This window comes from Oceanipulchritudo coccoides (assembly GCF_010500615.1).
In the GTDB taxonomy this organism is placed as follows: Bacteria; Verrucomicrobiota; Verrucomicrobiia; order Opitutales; family Oceanipulchritudinaceae; genus Oceanipulchritudo; species Oceanipulchritudo coccoides.
The window spans coordinates 585794-606897 of the sequence record NZ_JAAGNX010000002.1 but is presented as its reverse complement, the minus strand read 5'-3'; the positions used below and the strand labels follow the sequence as shown (position 1 = coordinate 606897).

General features: G+C 53.7%; 15 protein-coding genes. 5 read left to right on the top strand and 10 right to left on the bottom strand.

From position 1 onward, the window contains the following. The first annotated feature begins 59 nt into the window (after nt 1-59). A complete protein-coding gene (locus G0Q06_RS08130; RefSeq protein ID WP_163964266.1) occupies nt 60-455 on the top strand; it encodes a DoxX family protein in 396 nt (131 codons plus the stop codon). Here G0Q06_RS08130 and G0Q06_RS08125 read toward each other — a convergent pair. The 5 genes from G0Q06_RS08125 to G0Q06_RS08105 form a co-directional block, all read right to left on the bottom strand. Next, nucleotides 421-864, bottom strand: a complete 444-nt coding sequence (locus G0Q06_RS08125) for an SRPBCC family protein (protein ID WP_163964264.1) — start codon at nt 862-864, stop codon at nt 421-423. The two genes, G0Q06_RS08130 and G0Q06_RS08125, sit on opposite strands and share 35 nt — an antisense overlap. Nucleotides 865-948: 84 nt before the next feature. Then, nucleotides 949-1389: a GNAT family N-acetyltransferase gene (locus G0Q06_RS08120; protein WP_163964262.1), complete on the bottom strand. Its 441-nt coding sequence runs from the start codon at nt 1387-1389 to the stop codon at nt 949-951. A gap of 96 nt (nt 1390-1485) precedes the next feature. After that, nucleotides 1486-3150, bottom strand: a complete 1665-nt coding sequence (gene rpsA, locus G0Q06_RS08115) for a 30S ribosomal protein S1 (RefSeq protein WP_343203182.1) — start codon at nt 3148-3150, stop codon at nt 1486-1488. A 154-nt stretch (nt 3151-3304) separates the two neighbouring features. Then, nucleotides 3305-4879 carry a S8 family peptidase gene (locus G0Q06_RS08110; RefSeq protein WP_163964259.1) on the bottom strand — a complete coding sequence of 525 codons (1575 nt, stop codon included), beginning with the start codon at nt 4877-4879 and terminating at the stop codon, nt 3305-3307. Nucleotides 4880-4944: 65 nt separating this feature from the next. Next, nucleotides 4945-6636: an ABC transporter permease gene (locus G0Q06_RS08105; RefSeq protein WP_163964256.1), complete on the bottom strand. Its 1692-nt coding sequence runs from the start codon at nt 6634-6636 to the stop codon at nt 4945-4947. A 115-nt stretch (nt 6637-6751) separates the two neighbouring features. On the opposite strand from G0Q06_RS08105, the gene G0Q06_RS08100 reads away from it, so the two are divergent. Continuing rightward, the gene (locus G0Q06_RS08100) at nt 6752-7228 is read left to right on the top strand and encodes an acyloxyacyl hydrolase (protein WP_163964254.1); all 477 of its coding nucleotides are present in this window, start codon (nt 6752-6754) and stop codon (nt 7226-7228) included. A gap of 84 nt (nt 7229-7312) precedes the next feature. Then, on the top strand, nt 7313-8371 hold the full coding sequence (locus G0Q06_RS08095; protein WP_163964252.1) for an alkene reductase: 1059 nt from the start codon (nt 7313-7315) through the stop codon (nt 8369-8371). A 94-nt stretch (nt 8372-8465) separates the two neighbouring features. Here the strand turns inward: G0Q06_RS08095 and G0Q06_RS08090 are convergent, their stop codons facing one another. Further along, entirely contained in the window at nt 8466-9626 is a 1161-nt protein-coding gene (locus G0Q06_RS08090; protein ID WP_163964251.1) for a hybrid sensor histidine kinase/response regulator, read from the bottom strand. Further along, nucleotides 9623-13150 carry a sensor histidine kinase, YfiR-like protein-associated gene (locus G0Q06_RS08085; RefSeq protein WP_163964249.1) on the bottom strand — a complete coding sequence of 1176 codons (3528 nt, stop codon included), beginning with the start codon at nt 13148-13150 and terminating at the stop codon, nt 9623-9625. Before G0Q06_RS08085 ends, G0Q06_RS08090 begins: the two co-directional genes overlap by 4 nt. Before the next feature lie 192 nt (nt 13151-13342). On the opposite strand from G0Q06_RS08085, the gene dnaE reads away from it, so the two are divergent. Next, entirely contained in the window at nt 13343-17140 is a 3798-nt protein-coding gene (dnaE, locus tag G0Q06_RS08080; protein WP_163964247.1) for a DNA polymerase III subunit alpha, read from the top strand. A 5-nt stretch (nt 17141-17145) separates the two neighbouring features. Further along, the gene (locus G0Q06_RS08075) at nt 17146-18009 is read left to right on the top strand and encodes an archaeosortase/exosortase family protein (protein ID WP_163964245.1); all 864 of its coding nucleotides are present in this window, start codon (nt 17146-17148) and stop codon (nt 18007-18009) included. Between the two features lie 3 nt (nt 18010-18012). Here the strand turns inward: G0Q06_RS08075 and fabB are convergent, their stop codons facing one another. From fabB to G0Q06_RS08060, 3 genes are read right to left on the bottom strand one after another with little or no spacing between them, the layout of a single operon-like run. Continuing rightward, entirely contained in the window at nt 18013-19233 is a 1221-nt protein-coding gene (gene fabB, locus G0Q06_RS08070) for a beta-ketoacyl-ACP synthase I (protein WP_163964243.1), read from the bottom strand. A gap of 20 nt (nt 19234-19253) precedes the next feature. Next, nucleotides 19254-19772 carry a bifunctional 3-hydroxydecanoyl-ACP dehydratase/trans-2-decenoyl-ACP isomerase gene (gene fabA, locus G0Q06_RS08065; protein ID WP_338045120.1) on the bottom strand — a complete coding sequence of 173 codons (519 nt, stop codon included), beginning with the start codon at nt 19770-19772 and terminating at the stop codon, nt 19254-19256. A 32-nt stretch (nt 19773-19804) separates the two neighbouring features. Beyond that, a complete protein-coding gene (locus G0Q06_RS08060; protein WP_163964241.1) occupies nt 19805-20995 on the bottom strand; it encodes a hypothetical protein in 1191 nt (396 codons plus the stop codon). Between the last annotated feature and the right edge of the window lie 109 nt (nt 20996-21104).

Here is a 21104-nt window from a genome sequence, read left to right as displayed (position 1 = left end):
ATAAGTTAAGATAATAGTATTATGAAGCCACTCTTATGCACGACAAAGAAACAAACCCTATGGCAAAAAACCGAATATCCTGGGCATTGCGGCTCCTCGCCGCGGCCATCCTTCTCCAGACCCTGTACTTCAAGTTCACGGCGGCGCCGGAATCGGTAGAAATTTTCACAATCCTGGGCATGGAGCCACATGGCCGGATCTTCATTGGCGTGTTTGAATTAATCACGGCGATTCTCCTGATCATCCCGAGAAGCACAGCCCATGGAGCCCTTCTGGGCGCTGGAATCATGAGCGGGGCAGTTTTGGGGCACATCACCAAGCTGGGCTTTTCAGGCCCAATGTTTTCCCTTGGTCTCCTGGCAATCCTCGTCCTTGTCTGCTGCTTGATTGTCCTCTTCCTGCACCGAAATCAACTGCCGTTTAGGCGGTTTCTCTTCCTTCCGCAAAATCCTTGAATTGATGCATCGATTTCAAGGACTGCTTCTTGAACATGCCTGGCATAAAAAACACCATTAGCCTCATGAAGCCCCCACACTTGAATTCACTGGTGAACAGCCACTTAGTTCCGCCGGCCGGTGTCGCTTCAAAATCATTTTCCACCTTGTTCCAGACTTTACCGGCCTCGTAGGTGCAGACAAAACGGTTTGGAAGGTCGTTTTCAAGAATGGTTTCCTTCATCTCGAGGGTGGACTTCCCCATCTGGTATTTCAAAAGGGCGGTAGACCCCTTTGCACCGGGTTCCCCATCCAGATGCTGGATCTCCAACAGATCCGGTTGCCAGGATTTGAGGTGATCCGGATTGCCGATCAAAGCACCGACAACATCAACGGGCTGGGCTATTTCAATTTCCAGGAAATACTTCATATGGCATTATCAATAGGGAGGTTGGAATTCTTAAACACCTCTTGCTTAGCTAGATGCGCCCATCGAGGCAAGATCGAAGCAGGACTAGTCATGACCGGGCAGGGTCTTCTCCATTTGCCGATGTGGAATACCCACCTCTTCAAAGACTTCTCCAACAACATGATAACCCAGGGTTTCGTAAAACCCGACTGCGGTGTGCCTCGCATGTAGCATGAATCGCCCCACCCCATCCGATTTGAGCAAGGCCTCCACCTCCTCCATCAGGCGGCGTCCAAGGCCCCTGCCTTGATACTGGGTCAGGACTGCCATTTGCCGGATTTTTACCCGGTCATTTTCCAGCGGCACGCACATCAGGCAGGCAACCATCCGGTCCCCATTCTCAATTCCAAAATGCCGGTAGTCGACCTCCGCCTCGCTTGCCTCAGCGTAGACCTCCAATCCGAGGGGCTTGCGTAACATCTCATCCCGCAGGACGAGCATTTTTTCATACCGGGGTGATCCGTAGGCAAATTCAACAAATTCCATAATGAAGGACCTACCAATTTGGCATAACCTGGCAAAAGAAAAGCCCCGGCCTGCCAAAGCAAGCCGGGGCTGAAATGAATAGAGACTGAGCTACGCTTAGCTCTCGTCGCGAGTCGCTTCGTCGAGAATATCGCCGAGGCTGGTGAGCTCGTTGTTGCCGATGTTGTCGAAAGCGGCCGTTTCGGCAGCCAGCTGGCTGTCGTCGTATTCGGCTGCCTTGACACTGAGGCCGATACGGCGCTCATCACGGTCAATCTTGATCACACGGGCCTTGATCTCGTCGTCGACATTGAGGACGTCCTTGACCTTCTCAATGCGCTCTTCGCTGATCTGGCTGATGTGGACGAGGCCGTCGATGCCTTCCTTGAGCTCAACAAAGGCACCGTAGCTGGTGACCTTGCTGACCTTGCCCTCGACGAGGTCGCCGATCTTGAAGTGCGTGTCGATTTCGTCCCATGGATCGTTAGCGAGCTGCTTCATGCCGAGGCTGATGCGCTGCTGGCTCGGATCGACGTCGAGAACGATCGCGTCGATCTCGTCGCCCTTCTTCACCTGCTCTGAAGGATGGTTGATCTTGCGCGTCCAGGACATGTCCGAGACGTGGACCATGCCGTCGATACCTTCTTCGAGTTCGATGAAGGCGCCGTAGCTGGTAAGGTTGCGGACCTTGCCGCGGACACGTGCCCCAACCGGGTAGTTGTGGCGGACCATATCCCACGGATTCGGATCGAGCTGACGGACGGAGAGGCTGATCTTCTGGTCATCCTTCTGGATACCGAGGACCACCGCTTCGATTTCGTCACCCACCTTGAGGACTTCGTTCGGCTTGTTGATGCGCTTGACCCAGGACAGCTCAGTGACGTGGACAAGACCTTCGACACCTTCCTCGAGTTCGACGAATGCGCCGTAAGGAACGAGGTTGACGACCTTGCCGCGTACGCGGGCATTGACCGGATAGCGGTTCTCGATGCCTTCCCACGGATTGTCCGTGGTCTGCTTGAGACCGAGGGAAACACGCTCGCGGTCGCGATCGACTTCAATGATCATGACTTCGATCTCTTCACCCATCTTGAGCATTTCGCTCGGATGGCTGATGCGACCCCAGCTCATGTCTGTGATGTGGAGCAGGCCGTCGAGGCCGTCGAGGTCAACAAAGGCACCGTAATCGGTGATATTCTTGACCGTACCGCGGCAGACGTCGCCCGGCTTGATATTGTCGAGTAGCGAACGGCGCTTCTCGAGGCGTTGTTCTTCAATCAGTTCGCGACGGGAAATAACAATGTTTTTCCGGTCGGTGTTGATCTTCAGGACCTTAAAATCGTAAGTCTGGCCGACATACTGGTCGAGATTCTTGGGAGGCTGGATATCGATCTGTGAAGCTGGCAGGAACGCATCCACACCCACATTCACGACGAGACCGCCCTTGACCTTGGTCTTTACCCGGCCACTGAGAATCGATCCTTCTTCACACTGCGTGAGGATATTTTCCCAGTTTTTCTTCTGTTGTGCCTTGTCATAGGAAACGACAGGATTTCCATCCCGGTCTTCCAGACGCTCGAGGAATACTTCGATTTCCTCACCGACCTGCAATTCAGTCAGATCAATGAATTCGTAAGCGGGGACAACCCCCTCGGCTTTGGCACCAATGTCCAGAATGACTTCGTTATCACGAATTTCGGTAATAATCCCATTGATGATTGAACCTTCGACAAGGTTCTCGAACTGGCTTTGCGCCAGTAGTTCTTCCATTACGGATGACATATGTTTGTTGAACTCCTATATAAGTCCGGTGGGTTGGAGATTCCCAAGGGACAGTTGATGGTTATTGTCTATTACATCCGCTCCCAGAAGTGGAAAACGGACAAAAGAGCCGGCGAAACTCGCAAAGGCTTTTCTTCATGGCAAGTCTTTTTCCTCACTCGCCGGGCGGCCGCTGCAAGACAATCCGGCCGCCGTTGTTTTCCGGCTGGTCGTCGGCAAACCCATCCACCATGCGGGCAATTGCCGTGACCTCAAAGCGTTCCCCCGCATTCAGCCGGGTGAGTGGGATAGGCACGGTCACGCTCTCTACCCGGCCCGGGGCCATGCCCGGCAGGCGGTAAAAGAAAGGATTCCCGTTCACGGAAATGTCGACTGACGTGCCGGGCGTGAATTCGCTCCCACGGTTCTGGAAGGTCACATAAAGGGGTATCGTGGCGCCGTCGCTCTCCTCGACAGCCGGGTACAAGTCGGCGAGGGCGAGATCATTGATGCCCCGCTGTCCGGAGGTCTCGAGCCGGGCTGCGCTGAGGATTCCGGCCCCGTATTGCAAATCCTCCCCGGGAAGGCCGGTGTCATTGGCATAATTCCGAATCAGGGACTGGACCGCTGCGGGGGTCGTGGCCGCCCCGGTCTGGAGCAGGCGGGCGGCCATTCCGGAAACGAGCGGGGCGGAGGCCGAGGTTCCATCAAAAAAGACATAGCCTTCCTCATCCCAGAGCGCGTGGACATGATAGCCCGGAGCGGCAATGTCCAATCCTTCGCCATAATTGGAAAAAGGTGTCCGGTTGCCGTTTGCGTCGACTGCATTGACTCCAATCACCGAGGCGTATGCGGCCGGGTAAGTGAGCCGGTTCATTCCGTCATTACCTGCTGCAGCGACCATGACGACACCGTTCTCGGAGGCATAATTAACCGCCTGTCTCAGGACGCCGCTGTCGGAATATCCTCCAAGGCTCATGTTAATGACACTCGCGCCGTTGTTTACTGCCGCAATAATTCCCTGGGCCAAAGTGAAAGCATCCCCCTGACCATCCGTGTCGAGCACCCGGATGGCTAGGATTTCACTCCCCGGGGCAATTCCCGGGGCGAAGAAGTCATTGCTGGCAATCAGTCCGGCGACAGCTGTCCCGTGGGCCGAGTATGTCCCGTCATCATTGCCACCAAGCATATCCAATTGCCGGACACTCCCATCTGGCACAGACGGATGCCCACTCCAGCCGGTATCGAGAACCGCGACAACAATCCCTTCGCCCCAGTCAATCCGGCCGATCGCAGACGGCGCCCCGAGATAGGAAAGGGCATTCCCGTTGAAGGCCGCCAGAATGCCTGCCTGCCAAAGCTGTTCATCCGGAATTGTCGGGGTGCGGACGCGATAATTGTTCTCGAGTTCTGATCCCTCCGGGACCAGCAAAGCCAATTCCGCACCGGAGCCGCGAACGCGGACCATCAGCAGCTCAGGTATCGTGCCCAATACGGACAGACCCGAAGCACCAGCCTGCTCAAGAAAGGCTTCCATTGCCTCCTGGTCAGCAAAGCGGATCGTATATTCGCCGGGCAGGCTATCCTCAGAAGGTGCAGGGAGGGAAAGACGGGAGGACTCATCCTCAAGAAAAACTGTTGCTTCCTCCGGTGAAAAGAAAAGGGCATCATTTAGATCAGGACGAGAAGCCTTTGAAGGTGAATTCGTGGCAATCGCACCATCCCCCGCTGTAGGATGTGGGGATTTCAATACCAAGAACCCGGCCAGGATCAGCAACAATACCAATCCGATCAAAGCGATCCGTCGAAAATTAATCACACCCTGAAGATAGCACCGAGCTTCTTTCCAAGCAAGCCGCTGGCGGCGAGAATTGTCACCGCAAGGAAAGCCATGGCCCAGACACCGAGGGCACTTGCGATGTAGCGCCCGTCACCGAGAAACTGCATAAGCTCGTAGATCGCCTTGGTAATCGGATAGAAATTGGACTTCTGGGCAAGTATCAGGGAATCGGAAACCTCCAGCATGGATTGGGAAAAGGCCAACAGGGCCCCAGCGAGAAGGTTGGCCAAAATCAGCGGAATGGTGATCCGGAAAGCCGTCTTGACGGGTGGCGCGCCCAGGTTCTGCGCGGCTTCCTCGTAGGTCTCGCTGGTCGTCTGGAGGCCAGCCACCGCCGCCCGGACGACAAAGGGCAGCTTCCTGACCGAGTAGGCAATTATCAGCAGGTAGACCGGATTATCGACGGCATTGATAAAGTCGAAAAACTTCCCTTCCTGGCTCATGGCAAGGTAGCCAAAAGCCATGACGAGGCCGGGAACGGCCAGCGGGAGCATCGCCAATGTATCCAGAATGTGCCGACCCGGGAGTCGGGTCCGCACCACCACATAGGCAATCCCAATTCCAATGATGACATTGAGAAGGGTCGCCATCGCCGCGTAGAAGAGGCTGTTCTGGATGGAATGAACCGTCAGGTTATGCCCGAGGGCCAACTCAAAGTTGCGCAGCGTATACGTCTCAGGAAGGACGCTGTTGTACCAGTCGCCGGCAATCGAAATCAGAATAACCCCAAGGTGCGGTAGAAGGGCAATCGCTGTGATGAGGGTGAAGAAGCCCGTGCAGAGGAGTTTGCCAACAAGCCCGGGACGCTTTGCCTCGGCGGCATGACTGGCCTTGGCCATCATGGAGAAGGTGTTCCTTCCAAAGAAGCCTTTGCCAAAGGCGTAAAAGAGAACCGAAAAGCCCAGCATCACGCTGACCAGGGCGTAGGGAAAAGGATTCCCTCCAATATCCTTGATGCCGTAAAAGATCTGAACCGAAGCAAGGCGGGAATAATCGAAAATGAGCGGAACCCCGAGCTCTGTGAAGGACCAGATGAAGACAATCGTGCAACCGGCAAAAAGTCCTGGCCGCATTAGAGGAAGAGTGATCTTGAAAAAACGCTTCCAGCCACGGCAGCCAAGATTCTCCGCGGCTTCCTCCATGGCGGGATCGATACTTGCCAGGGAGGCCACGGCGTTCAGGTAAAGAATCGGGTAGAGGCTGAAGGCGCTGACAAAGACCACGCCCCAGAACTGGCCTCGGCCGATCCAGTCAATGACTTGTCCGTCTGCCAGAAGGCCGACGTTCTGCAATAGTGCGTTAAAGGCTCCAAACTGACCGAAAATCTGCTTTACGCCGATGGCCCCGACAAAGGGAGGAAGCATGATCGGAAGGAGCGCCGCCCCCATGAAAAACTTCTTTAATGGAAATTCATACCGGTCAGCGATAAAGGCCATCGGGAGAGCGATCAACAATGAGCCGAGGGTGGAAAAAACCGCCACCCCAAAGGCGTTCCGAAGGCCCTCCAGATAGATTGGATTACGGAAGACCTCGAGGACGTAGGTCAGCGTGAAACCGTTGGCGTCATAGAACCCTCCCTGAAGAACCTGCCAAATCGGCCATATGAAAAAAGCCCCGAAAAAGAGGAGTGTGAAAGCGTAGAGGAATGTGGCCACTGGCTTTGACATAGGAAAAGTCCGGGGAGTGTCATGACGAGCCCACAGGTCGTCAAGATATCCTTGTTCCAAGGGTTTTCGATTGGACAATATTCCGGTTTATCCTGATTCTGCCGAATTCCAAAAAATGAAGAAACATAGATTCATTCCTCTGTTACTCGCCATCCTGGCGGTATCCAGCCTTCAAGCACGGATGCAGTTGGTCGTGGGTATCGAGGATCTCTTCCGAGAAATTGACGGAAATCCCGATCAGATATGGGTCGGGCTGGAGTACACAACGGAGTATAGCCTATTCGACTTGTTTAATCCCTACTTCAAGGGAATGGCTGGGCTAAAGACGGGTGATGACTACATTCTGGCCACAGGTCTCGCTTTTGAATGGCAACCGCTCGATGAAATGCCGGATTGGATGATCAGCCTGCATAGCGGCCCCAGCTACACGAATGTCGGGCCACCCCACTCCGGGGCGCGCTTCAATTGGACTTCGGAAATATCCATCCATTATAAATACCTGATGGTCGGCTATTCGCATACCTCCAATGGTGGCGTCTACTCACCCAATTCCGGACTCGATCTGTTTTTGATTGGGTTTACCCTTCCATAAAGCACCTCCGGGAAGGAATCGCATCGTCCGTAGTCGATTGTCCACTCAGTTTGACAGGTCTGGAGAGCGCTCCATCTTCGTCGTATGGATACGCCCTCGCACATTCTGATGACACCGGTAAAAGTCGGAGACCTTGAACTACCGAATCGCTTTATCATGGCACCGCTTACGCGCTGCCGGGCCAGCGAGGGGCGTGTTCCCAACAAGTTGATGGCTGAGTACTACGCCCAACGATCATCAGCGGGTCTCATTCTTTCCGAGGCAACTGCGGTCACACCCATGGGAGTCGGTTATCCGGACACCCCGGGAATCTGGTCGGAGGAACAAATTGAGGGATGGAAATTGATTACCGATGCCGTGCACGAGGAGGGGGGAAGGATTTTCATGCAACTGTGGCATGTCGGGCGGATCTCGGATCCGGTTTATCTGGATGGGGCCTTGCCGGTTGCCCCAAGTGCGATCCGGCCAAGCGGACATGTCAGTCACATCAGGCCCAAGAGGGAGTTTGTCACCCCGCGCGCCCTCGAGACAGAGGAGATCCCGGAGGTTGTTGAGGCTTATCGAAAGGGCTCCGAAAATGCCAAGCGCGCCGGCTTTGACGGAGTCGAACTACACGGTGCAAATGGCTATCTTCTCGACCAATTTCTACAGGACAGCACCAACAAGCGAACGGACCGCTATGGCGGGTCAGTCGAGAACCGTGCCCGCCTGATGATTGAGGCCGTTGACGCAGCAATCAGTGTGTGGGGTCCGGGAAGGGTCGGGCTGCATATCGCACCAAGGTGTGACGGGATGGGAGATTCTGATCCGGCGAAAACTTTCGGATATGTCGCCCGCGAAATGGCCAAACGGGAAATAGCTTTTATTTTTGCCCGGGAAGGCATAAAAGAACCGCGCTTGGGCCCACAACTCAAGAAGGACTTCGGCGGGGTCTTTATCGCAAACCAGCAATTGAGTTTCTCAGATGGGGAGAAACTGGTCCAGTCCGGTGAGGCGGATGCTATTTCCTGGGGGCAGCTCTTCATTGCCAATCCCGATCTTCCGCGGCGATATTTCGAGGGAGCTGCCCTCAACGAGCCAAACACTTCAACCTTCTACGCAGACGGGGCAACGGGCTACACGGATTACCCGGCCCTCGCCTAGGCGGTTTCCAGAGACGAGACCCTCCACCAGTCATTACTTCAATTTCAATTGCAATCAGAGAGTGGTATTGCCGGGTCTCAGGAAATGGGCCTGCTTATGCAAGCGACTTCTTCATGGTAATGTTAATGGCGATTCCCTTGTCGTCATTGTTTCTCAACTGGACAAATCCACCGTAGAGGGAAATGACACGCTCTGCCACAACGGGTTTCAGTCCAAGAACTTCAGCCTGCGTGCTGCTGCGTACGCTGCTGGACAGGTCGAAGAACCCTTCAATTGTCTTTTCGTCGAGAATCCGGCCTGATGATTCCATTACCAAAGTTACGGTAGTGGCTCCATCGATACAACGAACCGATACCGACTTTCCCGGATCAGTAAAAACAACGGCCGTCATCGCGAGAGCCGTCAGGGACATCTTGAACAGACCGGCATCTCCATCGACATCAGCATTACAGAACGGCATGGAACCCGTTTCCACCTCCTGTTCCCTCGCAAAGCCGGAAGAGGTCCGGAACGCCTCGGCAAGTATCTCACTCAACGGGACGGGCACAGTCTTGAAATCCTTCTGTGAAAAGTCGACTTCGGCAAGGAGGAGGGAGTCATCCAAAACGGATATCATGCGGTCGCGGGATTCCTCGAAATACGGGCGCAGGGCGATCACATCCTCGCTCTCCGCACAGCTCTTAATGACCACCTCGGCAACGCCCAGGATGCCGTTGGCAGGTGTGCGCAACTCGTGGGAAATTAATTTGAGAAACTCACCCTTTGTCCGCGCGACCAGTTCCAAACGGTCATGAGCTTCCGCCAGCTCCTTGCTTTTACGGCGAACCAGCTCGTCCAGATGATCATTATGCTCCTCCAGTTGCTTCTGTACTTTTCTCAAGGTGAGGTGCGTATTGACGCGTGCCAACAACTCTTCCGGCTGGAACGGCTTGGTCACATAATCAACCCCGCCGGTCGTGAAGGCCTTTATCTTGTCATCCACTTCCTCAAGTGAACTGATGAAAATGACTGGGACATCGCGAAGATGGCGGTGCTCCTTCAGGGCCCGGCAGACTTCGATCCCGTCCATCTCAGGCATCAGGATATCCAGCAAAATTAGATCCGGCGGGCTGCCGGCCGTGGCCAGCTTGAGCGCATTATCACCGCTTGTGGCGACTTTGACCTTGTACTGGTCATTGAGCAGTCCAATCAGGACATCGAGGTTCGCCGGTGCATCATCAACGGCCAAAATAACGGGCTTGGAATCTTGAATCATGAATTTTTCTCCTGTTCAGCGTTAGGACCGTAAACCAGATCCTGAAGCACTCCGCCAGCTTCTTCGAAACTGTAGGCCTCAATCAAGTCCCTCAAGCGGGTGGTCTCCGGGCTTGGGGACGGCAATAGTCCTGTCTTCTCAAGTTGATCCAGGCAGGCCAAAGCTTCAGAGTCACCGGCCTCCAGCAAATTTGACAACTGTTCAGCCAAGGGCAGGGCCTCCTTGCGGGATAGTGTTGTGCCTTCGGGGAGGTTGTTGCCGGAATCCGGATCATCTTCTTCCAGTTGGGCCAACCCTTCGAGTACTTCCTTCAAGGCTCCTTCCATCCCGGCCAAGGGGGAATTTAATTCCTCGCCTTCAATGCCCTTCTTCAGGGCAGTTTCAAGCTCCCGGGCGGCTTCCTGTAAGTGTGTGGCGCCAAGTGTCCCCGCGAGGCCTTTCAAGGTATGGGCAAGCCGACGAGCCAACTCCTGGTCACCATTGTCCAAAGCATCACGGATTTCTCCGGCAACACCGGCCTGGTCTTTGGCAAATTTGCGCATTAACTTGATCAAGCGCTCTTCCTTGCGCACGTGAGCTAACCCAATTGAGAGGTCGATTCCCGGAAGCTGTCCAAGACTCGTCAGCGGGTCCGGGTTGGAATCTGCCGTGGTGGGAGGCTGCATCGTCTGGCTCGGTATCCACTTTGCAAGTACTTTGAAGAAATGGTTTGGATCCACAGGCTTCGAAAGGTGATCATCCATTCCCGCCTCAAAAGCACGGTGCTTGTCCCGGCTCAAGGTGCCAGCAGTCATGGCGATAATGGGGAGATGGTCATCCGTTGAGTCCCCCTCCCCTTTAGTTGGAATTTCGCCCTTTTTCGCCAATTCGCGGATGCACCGAGTTGTCTCATATCCATCCATTTCCGGCATCTGGATATCCATCAACACCAAGTCAAAGGGCTCCTTTTGGGCCGCCTCAAGCGCTGCCTTGCCGTTTTCAACGACGGTGACCTTGCAGCCCGTTTCCTCCAGCAAGCCCAAGGCAACCTCTTGGTTAAGCTCATTATCCTCAGCAAGGAGCAAATGGGCATGGGTAAGTTGTGGAACGTTGCCCTGATCCCCCTCCTTGAAGGAATTAACTAAATTCGGGACTTCCTCAGGGAATTCACGGATAATGGTGTCCAGCAGTGTCGATGCATTGAACGGTTTCGAAAGAAACCCCCTGATCTCATTTTCCTCCAGTTCCTTGCGCAGCTCATCATTCCAGAACCCGCTCATGATCATGACTCGCGGCTTGATGAGAATTGAATCAAGTCCTGCGACCAACTTGACAGCCTCGATTCCTGTCCTGCCGGCGATTTTCCAGTCGAAAATGGCAAGCCGGAAAGGATCACCGAAAGGGGCCATCCCCAACATCTCGATCGCTTGATCCACAGAGCTCGCGCAGGCTGGACGGAAGGAAAGGTCTTTCAGCATGTGGGAGATCACGACTTGCAGTTCCTCCTCATCCTCAACGACCAGTACCCGCAAGCCCTCCAAGCCAGCAGGGGGCTCCGGGGCCGATTTGAAAGTGGCCTCCTCAAAGGTTGCCGTGAAACTGAAGGTGCTCCCCTTGCCAAAGCAACTTTCGACAGTGATCTCACCGCCCATCAATTCCACAAGGTGTTTACTGATGGAGAGGCCAAGGCCGGTGCCCCCGAAAATGCGGGTTGTGGACTCATCACCCTGCTTGAATGTGTCAAAGACCCTGGCTGTGAGTTCTTCATCCATCCCTTTTCCGGTATCGGAGACGGAAAACTCGAGTGTAATCCGTCCCTCCATGCGTCTCACCGACCGGACAGAAAGTGAGATCTGTCCTTCATCCGTGAACTTGAGGGAATTGCCAATCAGGTTGATCAGGATTTGGCGAAGGCGCAATGGATCACCCACAACAGTCGAAGGGACGTCAGGGGAGAAATCAACCAGCAGGGACAGGCCTTTCTCTTCCAAGCTGAGGGAGAACAGTTCTGTTATGGTCCTTGCCTCATCGTACAAGTCGAAGGTGATCGATTCGAGCTCGATCTTGCTCTGTTCAATTTTTGAGAAATCCAGAATATCGTTGATAATGCCGAGGAGGGAATTGGAAGCTTGGCGAATCTTTTTGAGGTAGTCCTTCTGTTTCGTTTTGGAATCCGATTTCAGGGCCAAATCTGACAGCCCGATTACAGCATTCATAGGCGTGCGGATCTCATGGCTCATGTTTGCCAGGAAATTACTTTTCGCATGGTTTGCCGCTTCTGCAGCATCCTTGGCCTTTGCCAAAGAGGCCTGGGAACGCGTAAGCTCCGCAAGGGCTTTCTCTGCACGTCCCTTCTCCCTGTTGGCCTCTTCCATTGAAGCCAGGGCGGCCTTTCGAGATTCCTCAAGGTCTTTGGTCCGGGCAGTCACCATCTGCTCCAGGCTGTCACGGTGCCCGATCAGCTCCTTTTCCGCCTGTTTTCTCATGGTGACATCGCGGGCGTTCACAACAATGCCGTTGACTCCTTCAACTTGGAGCATGTTTCGGGCAATCGCGCCCAGAGTCATCCATGAGCCATCCATACATTTAAACTGGAAATCGAAACGCTGGATGGAATCGCTTCTTTTCAGGACGCTCTTGATGTTTTGTTGGACCCGCCAAGTGTTCGTTGGGTGGATGAATTCGTAAAAAGACTTGTTGAGATAGTTTTCCGGCTTGTCCCCACATAGCCGACTGAGGGAAGGACTTCCATAAAGGATCACGCCATTGGCGTCCAAAATGGCAATGATGTCCGACGCGTTTTCCGTCAACGCACGGAAGCGCAACTCTCGCTCACGCAGGATTTTTTCCTTCTTCTCGATCTCCTTCAACATTTCATTGAATGAATCGATCAGCTGTCCGACTTCGTCACGGTAGGGATTTTGTGACTGGGTAGCATACCCCTTCTTGTCGCTGAGTTTCCGCGTATTACTGGCCAGTTCGAGAATTGGTCTGGAAACGGCGCGGCCGAGCATACTGGACAAAAGAAGGGCCACCAGGATCGAGACCGTGAACACCCCGCCCAGAATTCCGGCGTAGCTGAAGAGGCGATTGTTCATCTCGGAAAGGTCTCTCGAGATATATACTGTTCCCAGAAGCTTATGCTTATAGTAAATTGGCTCAAAAAGGTGGAGGAATCCCCCTGCAAATTCCTGACTTTCTTCTTGGACCGCGGGAAATTCGGTTTCGGCGGGAACATCCCTCAGGTAGGTTGCAAAGATCTTGCCGTCGGCGTCATACAAACAGGCAGATACGATATTCGGGCTGCTGTTCAACGTCTGCAGGATTACCCAGGCCGCTCTCTGATCCTTGTTCAGGAGGGCAGTCCGGCTATTCTCGCCAATAACCCGCGAATCTGTCTGGACGCGCTGGATCATTGCGCTTCTCGCCGTGATCATCTCATACGAGATGAAGGCCAATAACACCAATCCAAGGGAAACAAGGCAACTGACCATCACCATGGCCATCAGTTTGCCTTGAATGGAAAGGGTGCTGAAAAATCTCATAGTCGCCCGTGTCCCCGCTTTAATGGCCCTTGCAAGGGCACACAGAATGGGGGAATTGCACAATCGTTTCTGTTAAATGACAGGTAAGTCACCAAGGATTTTGTGCCCTCAGGCTCGATCAAAGTCAAGCTGGTTGAAGTTTTCCCCAATCGGGCTTTACCCGGCTTGAAATCGGGTCTTAATTGAAGCCTTATGCCGTCCGACGCTGAGAAACCATTTGTTCACCTCCACTGCCACACGGACTATTCCCTGCTCGATGGCTGTGCCCGGATTGACCGATATATGCAGCGCTGCCAGGAGCTGAACATGCCCGCCTTGGCAATGACCGACCATGGCAACCTCTTTGGCGCCATCAATTTCTACAGGGCCTGTCAGAGTGCGGGCATAAAGCCTCTTGTTGGCTGTGAAATCTATCTTGTCCACGACCACCCCCAATCGGAACGCCCAAAGCGTGACCGTGCCCGCTCGGATGATATTGACGATGTCCCTGAGGATGAGCTTGGACCCGAGAACTACCCCAAATACCAGATTCACCATAAGACCCTCATTGCCAAAAACTTCACCGGCTACCAGAACCTCGTGAAGTTGATTTCCGACGCACATGTCAACGGAATGTATTACCGTCCCCGGACGGACATGGAGAAGCTGGCCGAACATGCGGAGGGGATTCTCGCCCTGAGCGGCTGTATCAACGGTGTTGCCGCCCAACACTTGATTTATAACGATGAAAAGGGCGCCCGGGAAGCAACTGGCCAGTTCATCGATATTTTTGGCAAGGAAAACTACTTTATCGAACTCCAGAATCACGGCATGCCCGTGCAAAAGCGGATTCTTCCGAAGTTGATCAAGCTGGCCCGGGAATTCGACCTGCCGATAGTCTGTGCCAACGACGTCCACTATGTATATAAGGACGACTGGAAACCACACGATTCACTCCTTTGTATCCAGACCGGAAAACATCTCGCGGATGAAAATCGCATGCGCTATCCGAACCAGGAGTTCTACCTGAAGAGCCGGTCCGAGATGGAGGCCTTCTTCGGTGAGCTGCCAGAGGCCATGGACAACACGCTCAAGGTCGCGGAAATGGTCGATCTTGATATCAAGTTCAATGTCGATCACTATCCCGTCTACGAAAAGCCGGCTGAACTGGTCATCCCCGAGGATCCGGACCGCTTCAACGCCATTCTCGATATTTATGTCACTGAAAAGAACAAGGTGCTCGACCGGGACGGGAAGCCACCGATCAGCCTGACTGAAGAAGAGCGAGAGGAATTCCGACGGAACGGTCTCTACCTCCTCGATCTCTGCAAGGCGGGCCTCAAGGACCGCTATGGAATTGATTATGAATCTGTCCGCTCGGAGTTTCAGGAATTCCTTCATCCGGAACCGGATGAACAAGGCCTTTTTGATCCGGATAGTGAGAGCTTCGCTCGAGAGTTGTGCGACAAGTTGGATTACGAATTGGCCATCATCACGGGCACTGGCTTTGTCGACTATTTTCTCATTACATGGGACTTCATTCACTGGGCCAGAAACAAAGGCATCCCCGTCGGACCCGGCCGGGGTTCAGGGGCGGGCAGCCTGATTTCATACATTCTGAGGATTACCGATATCGAGCCGCTCCGCTTCGGTCTTCTATTTGAGCGAATGCTATCCCTTGAACGCGTTTCCCCGCCCGATTTTGATGTCGATTTTTGCATGCGTCGGCGCGATGAAGTGGTCAACTATGTGCGGGAAAAATACGGGGCCGACCGGGTTGCCAACATCATCACATATGGCAAATTCGGGGCCAAGATGGTCGTGCGTGACCTCGCCCGTGTAATGGATATTGAATACACTGAGGCCAACAAGATCGCCAAGATGGTCCCCGATGATCTCAATATCAAACTTGAAGACGCAATTGAGAAATCCTTCGAGCTGCAGAATGCCATTCAGAAGGACCCGCGAGTGGCCGAGGTTGTTCGCCAGGGAAAAGTGATTGAGGGCATGGTCCGCAACACGGGCAAGCACGCTTGTGGAATCATTGTCGGGGATCAGCCACTCACCAATCTTGTCCCGGTCACCTTGCAGGAGGGCGACTTGACCACGCAGTATGCGAAGGGCCCCGTTGAGGAACTGGGCATGCTCAAGTGCGACTTTCTCGGACTGAAAACACTGACCGTGATCGCTGATGCCCAGGATCATATACGGCGTCTGCCAGGAATGGCTGACTTTGATGTGGAGAAGCTTCCCTTGGATGACCCAAAAACCTATGAGCTGCTCAACTCGGGGCGCACGATCGGGGTTTTCCAGTTGGAATCCTCGGGAATGCAATCCTTGTGCAGGCAGATCGGGCTTTCGAAATTCGAGGAGATCATCGCCCTGATCGCCCTCTACCGGCCGGGCCCGATGCAGTTTATCCCACAGTTTGTCGAGGCCAAGAAAGACCCCTCGAAGGTGGTTGTTCCCCACCCTCTCCTGAAGGAACTTGTCGAGGAAACCTACGGCGTGCTGGTCTATCAGGAGCAGGTGATGGAAGCTGCGCGCATCATTTCGGGTTACACTCTTGGGGATGCGGACCTTCTCCGCCGGGCCATGGGGAAGAAAATCCCCGCGATCATGGCCAAGCAGAAGAAGACTTTTGTCGAAAGGGCTATGGAAGCAAACAGCATCGGCCCGAAGGAGGCTGGGGAAATTTTTGCCATCCTGGAAAAGTTTGCCGAGTACGGGTTCAACAAATCCCACTCAGCTGCCTATGCCATGCTATCCTACCGAACTGCGTATCTGAAAGCCAATTACCCGGTCGAGTTTATGGCAGCCCTTCTTGGCTGTGAGCTCGGGAAAGCGGACAAGGTATCCCATTTTATAGAGGAAGCAGTTGCTATGAACATACCTGTTCAGGGACCGGATGTGAATGTTTCACTGGAGTCCTTCTCTCCAGCCCGGGACAAGGACCGCCCTTGCATCCGCTTCGGGCTTGGGGCCATCAAGGGTGTTGGCGGGGGACCTTCCAGCGGCATTCTGGAGGCCCGGGAAAAAGACGGGCCTTTCAAGGACTTCCGGGACTTTGCCCGCCGGGTTGATGCAAAAGTCGCCAACCGGCGCGCCATTGAAAGTCTGGTCAAGGCTGGTGCCTTCGATTCACTCGGGGAGGATCGTGGCACAATCATGGAGTCCCTGGATTCGACATTGAACGAAGTCCATGCGCTGAGAAAGGATGAGGAAAAGGGTCAGGCTCAATTGTTTGATATTTTTGGCATGGAGGATGATACCCCGGCAAAGGAAGACAGTCCAAATCCGGCAAAAGGGCCGGTCATGCCCCTCAAGGAGAAACTGCAATACGAAAAAGAACTGCTTGGTTTCTACGTTAGTGGGCATCCCATGAATCCCTACAAAGAGTTTGCCCGTGCAATCGATACTTTCCGCGGTGAGGAATACCTGAAAATGGAAAACCGGGAACCTTACCGTATCTGTGGAGTCATTACGGGAGTTGTCCGTAAGATTGCGAGGAAGGACAACCGGCCATGGGCAGTCATTACCCTCGCGACAACCCGTGATTCCTACACGATCAATGTTTTCGCTAATTGTTATGCCGATCATATGGCGGCGATCGAGGAGGGAAGCTTGGTTCTTGTGGAAGGACAAATTATCCGGCGTCAGGATGACGAAATCCAATTGGCTTCCAATGCCGTCCGTTCCCTGGATTCAGCTGTTAATGATCTGATCCAGGATGTCACCTTTATCATCAGTGGGAACGGAAATTCGAGCGGTTTTGTACAACTCTTGCGGGAGGAATTGGACAAGAGCATGGGCGATACCCCGGTCCGGCTCGGTATTGATCTGGAAAACGGGCAAGTCGCGGTTGCTGACTTGGCCTCTTCCCTTGAATGGCAACTTGATAAGGACCAGTTCCAGGTTCTCTACAGGCATCCCGCTGTCCGCGATGTGCGCTTCACTGTTCCCAGCCCTGTGGCCCCCGAACCCAAGTGGGGCCGCCGAAACAAATCGTGACGATTATGGAATCCAGATTCAACACAAGCTTCGACAAGATAATTCCCTTTTTCATCTTCATGGTCACAGGGTTGGTGTTCCTGCCCGTGATCAACTGGCTGACTGAACAAACATTCGCACATGAACAGCTTCTGCATGCCTTCCTTGTGTTTGTTCTGACTGGTGCGTTGCTGGTCTATGAGCGCCGTATTGGAATCAGGCCCGTCTTCGAATTTTCCGACACAGCGCAGAATGTCTTGATTTTATCCTACGCGCTCCTTGTTGCAGCCATCTTCTCCAGAATCAATCTGGTCCTGCTTGCCGCGCTCTCCCTGAGTCTTCTCTCACTCCTCCTGTTCATCTTCGGCAACGACAAGCGGCGTCTCATCCTTTCCAGCATCGGAGCCTTTACCATTTTCACAGCATTCGCTGTCATGTTTCCCGTAATGGACTGGCCACTACGTTCAATCGCCGGAAAGTGGGCCGGATATGGTCTCCAATTAATCGGACAGAATGTTCAACTCGGAATATTCAACGGCCAGAACGAGCCCATGCTGATGCTCCTCAACAATGGCCGGCCTTTTCATGTTGCGGCTGAATGCAATGGGTTTGGCATGATCACCTCCTGCCTGCTAATGGCTGCCATCCTTGTCCTTTATCGTAAATTAAGCTTTTTTGATCGCCTGGGGTGGATGGGAATGGCGCTCATCATTGGACTCCTTTTCAACAGTATCCGGATAATTATTATCGTTATCCTCGCGCCATTGTTAAGCGATTCATCCTACATGCTAATGCATGAGGCAGTGGGTTTGCTCACAACCTATGGTGGACTTGGGGTCCTTTACTTCCTGCTCATGCCAAGGGAGCGGGATACTATTAAAACCCTGTAACGCTTACACTTTGGCAAGAACCAGAGAGGCATTGGTCCCGCCGAAGCCGAAGCTGTTACTCAGCACGACATCAAGCTTCCCATCGCGGGTCTCCTGAACAATGGGGTATCCCTCTGCTTCCGGATCGAGCTGCGTTATATTGGCTGTGCCCGAGATAAAACCGTCCTGCATCATGAGCAATGAGTAGATTGCCTCCTGTGCACCGGTCGCTCCGAGGCTATGCCCAGTCAGGCTCTTTGTTGAACTGATTGCCGGAAGATCATCGCCAAATACTGAGCGGATTGCCTTCAGCTCGGTCATGTCACCAGCTGGTGTGCTTGTACCGTGCGCATTGATGTAGTCGACCTTCCGGTCAACACCGTCCAAGGCCAACTGCATGCAACGGACCGCACCTTCACCACTTGGGGCAACCATGTCCGCGCCGTCACTGGTGGCACCATAGCCAATCAACTCCGCGTAAATCTTCGCTCCGCGGGCCTTTGCCCGTTCGTATTCCTCAAGGACGAGCATTGCTCCTCCACCACCGGCAACAAACCCGTCGCGCGTGACATCAAAGGGGCGGCTCGCTGTTTCCGGGGTATCATTGTACTTGCTGGACAGGGCGCCCATGGCATCGAAAAACAGGGAAAGCTCAGCACTTTCTTCCTCTCCCCCGCCAGCAAACATGACATCCTGCTTGCCCCAGGCGATCTGCTCCGCCGCGGCACCAATGCTGTGTGCACTTGTTGCACAAGCCGAGGTGATGGAATAGTTCAGGCCCAGTATCGAAAAGGCCGTGCAAAGGTTGGCCGATACAGTGCTCGACATGATCCGTGGAACACGGAATGCGCCAACACGCCGGATCCCGCGCTCCTCGAGGATATTCATTCCCTCGACCTGATTAACCGGCGACCCGCCTCCCGAGCCCGCAATGAGGCCAGTGCGAGGATTGGAAATGTCCTTGCCCTCAAGGCCGCTGTCGGCGATCGCCTGTTCCATGGAAAGGTGGGCAAAAAGAGCTGCGTCCCCCATGAAACGTGTGAGTTTCCGGTCCACTTGTGCCGCCAATTCCTTCACGCCCTGAATGCTGCCGGATATCTGGCTTCGCATACCAAGCTCTGCATAGCGTGCATTGGCACAGATCCCGGACTTCATTTTCTTCAGGGATTCGGTGACCGATTTAACATCATGGCCAAGGCAAGATATAAGGCCTATGCCCGTTATCACTACTCGTCGATTTGTCATAGAAAGATAATTACAATTGGTTAAAATTCAGCGTCATTCGTAAAGAGCCCCACCCTCAGGCCATTGGCAACATAGATGGTTTTCCCGTCGACCGATACTTCGCCATCCGCGATGGCCAGCTTCAGCTTGCCCGTCATGAGGCGCTTGATGGAAAGCCGGTAAGTCACTTTCTTGTCAGTGGGCAGGATCTGGCCCGTGAATTTGACATCCCCGACTCCGAGGGCACGACCACGACCAGCGTGACCACGCCAGGTTATGAAAAACCCGACCAACTGCCAAAGTGCGTCCAACCCAAGGCATCCGGGCATGACCGGATCCCCTTCGAAGTGGCACTGGAAAAACCAAAGGTCCGGCTTGATATCCAATTCAGCAACAATCTGCCCTTTGCCATGATCGCCCCCGTCTTCAGTGATGGAACTGATCCGGTCGATCATCAGCATGTTAGGAAGGGGCAATTGGGCGTGGCCCGGTTCGAAAAGGGAGCCCTTCCCGCACTGGATCAATTCCTCGTAGCTGTAGCTGGATTTACGTTCGATCACTGGATACCTTTGGTAGATGTTAGGGAACGGGATTAGAAACGAATACCGAGACCGGCATGGACATAGACCTGTGAGCTAAAATCCACACTTACTTCCCGTTCTTCGTTTTGCTGTGTGTATGAGCTTCCACTCTGCACCTGCAGACCACTGAACAAGCTGACCCTTTCGGAGACGTTAAAATAGGCGCTGGCATCGACATAACCGCCAACCTGCCATTCGCTGTCGTCGGTTGTGGTCAGTCCACGGCTCGGATTTATCCCCTCGGCGGGGTTTTGGAGAATCTCATAAGCGGAGAATTCACCGGAATAGTAGATTGCGCTCACGCCAAGACCGACGCTGAAGGCAAATGATTGTCCAAGTGACAAGTTGTATGTTGGACCAGCCCGGAAATTATAGACACTTGAGCGAAGGTCCGCCTTCGAGTCGACAACCGCACCGTCAGCAATAAGCTCTTCAGTCTCTTCACTGGCAATCCACTCAAGCAAGTTGCCGGAGGCAACATCCTCGCGCTCGATATCACCCGTGTAGGGATTTTGAGTGAAAGTACCGTCATCATTTTCAACCGGATCGGGCAAGTCCGGCACATTGGCCCCATTGGCCATGTTATGCCTGAACTCCTGGATGTAGAGATCGGCATCAATGCTCTTGTTGAACCCGGAATCAAAGCCATTGAAGCTAAAACCGACTTGTATGCCGAGGTTTCGCTTCCGGTTGATGTACTTCGTGTAATTGAGTTCCCATCCGAAGGCCCCATCACTCGCCCCCGCAAACTCCACGTCCGGATCGCCGGTCGAGGAGTAACGATGAAAAAGGAGGGCAGTGGGATCGTTTGGAACCACCTGATTGGGGTCAGAGTAGCTAAAATTCGAAGTGGCATCCGTATTGGTTGACGGAACGCTCTCGGAGCCGTCGAGTCCACCCGCCACAAGGGTTGTCGAAATATAATCCTGACGCAGGAACCCATCGTCATAGTCAATGAACCGCTCGGTCCCGAGCAGGATATTGTTGGAGCCCTCAAGTTCGTATTCCGAAGGAACTGAGCCAAGGCCCTTGAAGGCGATATCCGGGGCAACCAGATATTTTACCCGCAACTCGAATTTGACGTTCTTGGTTGGAGGCGGGGGTGGGATATAGCCGGGGGACTGTGCCGAGATGTGGGCACCCAATCCGAGTAGCCCGCCGGTCAGCAACAGCCATCCAATCTTTATTTTTCGGTTATTCACGGAATTCCTGATTAAAATTGAGGTCGAAGGCATACCATTGGTCGCCATTTAGGCTGTCAAACACAATGCCCAGCAAATGCCCAGGAAAGCATTTTTCCTTTGCTCTGTG

Bases quoted from the DNA above. Each gene is read 5' to 3' on its own strand.
- G0Q06_RS08130 (WP_163964266.1), top strand. From the start codon at position 60: ATGGCAAAAAACCGAATATCCTGGGCATTGCGGCTCCTCGCCGCGGCC.
- G0Q06_RS08125 (WP_163964264.1), bottom strand. From the start codon at position 864: ATGAAGTATTTCCTGGAAATTGAAATAGCCCAGCCCGTTGATGTTGTC.
- dnaE (WP_163964247.1), top strand. From the start codon at position 13,343: ATGCCGTCCGACGCTGAGAAACCATTTGTTCACCTCCACTGCCACACG.
- G0Q06_RS08090 (WP_163964251.1), bottom strand. From the start codon at position 9,626: ATGATTCAAGATTCCAAGCCCGTTATTTTGGCCGTTGATGATGCACCG.
- G0Q06_RS08120 (WP_163964262.1), bottom strand. From the start codon at position 1,389: ATGGAATTTGTTGAATTTGCCTACGGATCACCCCGGTATGAAAAAATG.
- G0Q06_RS08100 (WP_163964254.1), top strand. From the start codon at position 6,752: ATGAAGAAACATAGATTCATTCCTCTGTTACTCGCCATCCTGGCGGTA.
- G0Q06_RS08095 (WP_163964252.1), top strand. From the start codon at position 7,313: ATGGATACGCCCTCGCACATTCTGATGACACCGGTAAAAGTCGGAGAC.
- fabB (WP_163964243.1), bottom strand. From the start codon at position 19,233: ATGACAAATCGACGAGTAGTGATAACGGGCATAGGCCTTATATCTTGC.
- G0Q06_RS08075 (WP_163964245.1), top strand. From the start codon at position 17,146: ATGGAATCCAGATTCAACACAAGCTTCGACAAGATAATTCCCTTTTTC.
- G0Q06_RS08085 (WP_163964249.1), bottom strand. From the start codon at position 13,150: ATGAGATTTTTCAGCACCCTTTCCATTCAAGGCAAACTGATGGCCATG.
- rpsA (WP_343203182.1), bottom strand. From the start codon at position 3,150: ATGTCATCCGTAATGGAAGAACTACTGGCGCAAAGCCAGTTCGAGAAC.
- G0Q06_RS08105 (WP_163964256.1), bottom strand. From the start codon at position 6,636: ATGTCAAAGCCAGTGGCCACATTCCTCTACGCTTTCACACTCCTCTTT.